This is a genomic window from uncultured Prevotella sp. (assembly GCF_946407605.1).
In the GTDB taxonomy this organism is placed as follows: Bacteria; Bacteroidota; Bacteroidia; order Bacteroidales; family Bacteroidaceae; genus Prevotella.
The window spans coordinates 1-4,112 of record NZ_CAMJOS010000069.1 but is presented as its reverse complement, the minus strand read 5'-3'; the positions used below and the strand labels follow the sequence as shown (position 1 = coordinate 4,112).

At 50.1% G+C, this 4,112-nt stretch carries 3 protein-coding genes; 2 read left to right on the top strand and 1 reads right to left on the bottom strand.

Annotated elements, in window-relative coordinates; translation table 11 throughout:
* Window positions 1–136 precede the first annotated feature (136 nt).
* Entirely contained in the window at window positions 137–2,494 is a 2,358-nt protein-coding gene (locus Q0R57_RS14565) for a TIM-barrel domain-containing protein (protein WP_294749206.1), read from the top strand.
* Here Q0R57_RS14565 and Q0R57_RS14560 read toward each other — a convergent pair.
* Entirely contained in the window at window positions 2,491–3,084 is a 594-nt protein-coding gene (locus Q0R57_RS14560; protein ID WP_294749205.1) for a 4Fe-4S dicluster domain-containing protein, read from the bottom strand. The two genes, Q0R57_RS14565 and Q0R57_RS14560, sit on opposite strands and share 4 nt — an antisense overlap.
* 190 nt (window positions 3,085–3,274) lie before the next feature.
* Here Q0R57_RS14560 and Q0R57_RS14555 point away from each other — a divergent pair, with 190 nt between their 5' ends.
* Window positions 3,275–4,075 (top strand): transposase, encoded by an 801-nt coding sequence (locus Q0R57_RS14555; protein ID WP_294749203.1) that lies wholly within the window; start codon window positions 3,275–3,277, stop codon window positions 4,073–4,075.
* The last annotated feature ends 37 nt before the right edge of the window (window positions 4,076–4,112 follow it).

Here is a 4,112-nt window from a genome sequence, read left to right as displayed (position 1 = left end):
TTTGTTGCTCAGGTACTTATAAAGAAAGTTAAATTAAAGTGCTGCGGAATTTAGGATATTTAACGCATAGAGTTGTCGTAGTTGTCGTAAAAAAACTGTATCTTTGCAAACGAAATCCAACAAATAGCGTAAAAGTATGAAAAAACTGTCCTTAGCCATCGTATTCCTGCTGGGTGTAGTAGGCGTTATGGCGCAAGATGTGAAGATTGAGTTTATAACGCCGTCGATTGTGCACGTCGTGAAGGGAACACCCACGAAGAGTCTGGTGGTAACTGCCAAACCTCAGGATGTGGCCGTCAGTAGGAATGGTAATACGTGGAAGAGCAGCGAGCTGACGGTGAAGCTCGAACCTGAGACGGAGACTCTTGTCTTCCTGACGAACAAGGGTAAGGTACTCCTGAAGGAAAAGGGCATCAGGATTGTGCGTAAGAACACGGGTGACTTCGAGGTCAGTCAGAGCTTCTTCCTCGATAAGGACGAGGCCATCTACGGCTTGGGAACCATCCAGAACGGCAAGATGAACCGTCGTGGCGAGAAGAAACGTATGGAACAGTCGAACCTGGAGGACTTCCAGAATGTGCTACAGAGCATCAAGGGCTGGGGCATCTACTGGGAGAACTACTCGCCCACACTGTTTGAGGACAATGCCGAGGGTATGTCGTTTACCTCTGAGTCAGGTGAGGGTGTTGACTATTACTTTATGTATGGCGGTTCAGCCGACGGCGTCATCGCCAAGATGCGTGAACTGACAGGCGACGTTCCGATGTTCCCACTTTGGACTTATGGCTTCTGGCAGTCGAAGGAACGCTATAAGACCGCCCGTGAGACGGAGTCGATTGTCGACAAGTACCGCGAACTGCAGGTGCCTCTTGACGGTATCATCCAGGACTGGCAGTATTGGGGCTCGAACTATCTGTGGAATGCGATGGACTTCCTCTCGGAGGATTTTTCCAATGGCAAGCAGATGATCGACAATGTGCATAAGAAGCATGCCCACTTCATGATCTCCATCTGGGCCAGCTTCGGACCGATGACCCAGCAGTTCCGCGAGTTGGAGGCGAAGGGCTTGCTGATGCCTTTCGAGACGTGGCCGCAGAGTGGTATCTCACACGTCTGGCCTCCGATGAAAGACTATCCCTCAGGGGTAAAGGTCTACGATGCCTTCAGTCCTGAGGCCCGCGCCATCTATTGGAAATATCTGAAGAAACTTTATGACTACGGTACGGATGCCTGGTGGATGGATTCGACAGATCCGGACTTCTTTGATCCACGTGAGTCAGACTATGAGCATAAGGTGTATGGTGGTACGTGGCGTTCGCAGCGTAATGCCTTCCCGCTGGAGACCGTGCGAGGTATCTATCAGTCGCAGCGAAAGGATTATCCTAATGCTTCGAAGCGTGTGTTCATCATGACACGAAGCAGCTATGCCGGTCAGCAGCACTATGGCTCGAACATGTGGAGCGGTGACGTGAATTCATCGTGGGACATGCTGCGAAAGCAGGTGCCTGCAGGACTGAGCTTCACCCTGACGGGTAATCCTAATTTCAATACGGATATTGGTGGCTTCTTCTGTAGTTCGTATAATACGAAAGGTAGCGGCTCGGCACCGAAGAATCCGCAGTTCCAGGAACTCTACGTGCGTTGGATGCAGTACGGTCTGTTCTGTCCGGTATTCCGCAGTCACGGTGCTGATGCGCCTCGTGAAATATGGCAGTTCGGACAGAAGGGCGAGCCCGTCTATGATGCCATCGAGAAGATGATTCGTCTGCGCTATCGCCTCATACCTTATTTATATAGTACCGCCTGGCAGGTGACCAAGAACAACGATAGTTATATGCGTCCGCTATTTGCCGACTTCGCTGCCGACAAGAAGGTTTGGAATATGACTGACGAGTTTATGTTCGGTCGTAGTATCCTGGCAGCACCGATTGTCGATCCGCAGTATACGGAAGAGAAGGTGATCCGTACCGATGCGATGACGGGCTGGGATCGGAAGGAAGTGAATAGTGAAAAAGTGAATAGTGAAAAGTTGGACTGGACCGCAACGAAGAGCGCTGTGAAGTATCTGCCGAAGGGTGCTACGTGGTATGACTTCTGGACGAATAAGAAATATCAGGGTGGCAAGACGGTGACGCTGGAGACTTCGCTCGATCGTGTGCCGATGTTCGTTCGCGCTGGTAGTATCCTGCCCCTTGGTCCAGAGATGCAGTATGTCGGTGAGAAGGCTTGGGACAACCTCGAGCTACGCCTCTATCCGGGCGCTGACGGCACATTTACCCTCTATGAGGATGAGGGCGACAGTTACAATTATGAGCGTGGGGTCTATACTACCATTCCTTTCGTGTGGAAGGATAAGACCAACACGCTCATTATCGGTGCACGTCAGGGCTCGTTCCCTGGAATGCTGCAGACACGGAAGTTTACGATTGTTCTGCCTGACGGAACCTCAAAGACCGTTGACTATAACGGTGCAGAGGTAAAGGTGACGCTTTAAGCCTTTCTGACTCTGAGCGTCTGAACGATACGACTCATCTGATTCGGGATGCGGATCTGTTGCGGACATTTTGGAAGACATTCTTCACAGTCCTGACAGCTCCGTGCCCATTTCTCGGCATCGGGCAAAGCCTTGCGATAACCCTCGATGAACTTCTGCTGGCGCTCGGCATAGTCGGCGGCAGAGGGTTCTGGCAACGGCAGCACGTGACTGTTCACGGCTTCATTGTAATAGGTAAAGTTACCAGGGATATCGACATTGTAAGGACAAGGCATGCAGTATTCGCAGGCCGTGCAGGGAATCGTAGGTACACCAGATATCTCATCGGCAATCTTCGCCAACAGGGCGTTCTCAGCCTCCGTGCAGATTTCCAGCGGTGAGAAGGTCTGCACATTTTCTTCCAGATGATCCATGCGGTTCATGCCGCTGAGCGTGGTCAGGATATTGGGATAAGAACCTACCCAGCGGAAAGCCCATCGGGCTGTGCTGTCATCGGGACGGACGGCCTTCAACTGATCTACCAGTTCCTGAGCCATACGTCCGAAGGCACCGCCACGCAGGGGTTCCATGACTACACACTGTACTCCCAACTTGTCGCATTTGTTATAGAGATACTCTGCATCGGCATCCGTCCTTCGTCCGCCTCGTAGCCATAGAGGGGACAGGTACCTGGGGCATGCGGGATAAATTCAAATTCTACCAGAAAAATTTGGAAGTATGAATAAAAAGGCTTATCTTTGCGCCTGATATTGATATTGTTGAACTTAAACGCTATTTACTATGCCACGCACAGCAAGAGACCAAAGTGCCACAGGAATCTACCACGTTATGATACGCGGCATCAATCGTCAGGACATCTTTGAAACCCCGGAGGACTACAGGAAGTTTATCGAGACGCTTGCTTCACTCAGAGAGGTTGTCTCAGATGACATGCAAACAAAAATCTGCACCTGCCACATCTACGCATATTGCATCATGCCGAACCACGTGCACATTTTGATTCATGAGAAAGATTGGACAATAAGCCAGTGTGTGAAATACATCGCAGATATCTATGTGCGCTATTACAACAAAAAGTATGGACGCATTGGACATCTGTTGCAAGACCGATTCAAGAGTGAACCGTGCAACGACTCCGACTACTTTATCGTCCTGATGCGCTATATCCATCAAAACCCTGTCAAGGCTGGACTTGCAAAAACAGCCAGGGAATACTGCTATAGCTCTTGGGGGAATGACTACCTGGGCTTGGGTGACCTTCATGTATGCATGACAGAATCCGTCATACGCAGGTACACGCTCACAGAACTCACAGCATGGGTTGACATGCCGATGCCAGAAAAGTATGGATGCATCGACATTGACGAAAGACGCGTGATACCCGATATTGAGATAAGAGACGCTGTCATCAAAGCATGTGGTCTGCGCAGCATCTCTGATTTCCAACTTCTGACATTAGAGAGAAGAAAAAGTGTTATTCAAGAGGTTATGCGATCGCTCGATGTCAGGCCAAGACAACTCTCAAGAGTTACTGGCATGAATTACGAGACCATCAGGAATATAGCAAAAAAATTGCCATGAAAACAGGCACCCATACCCAGGTGCCTGTCCCCATGAC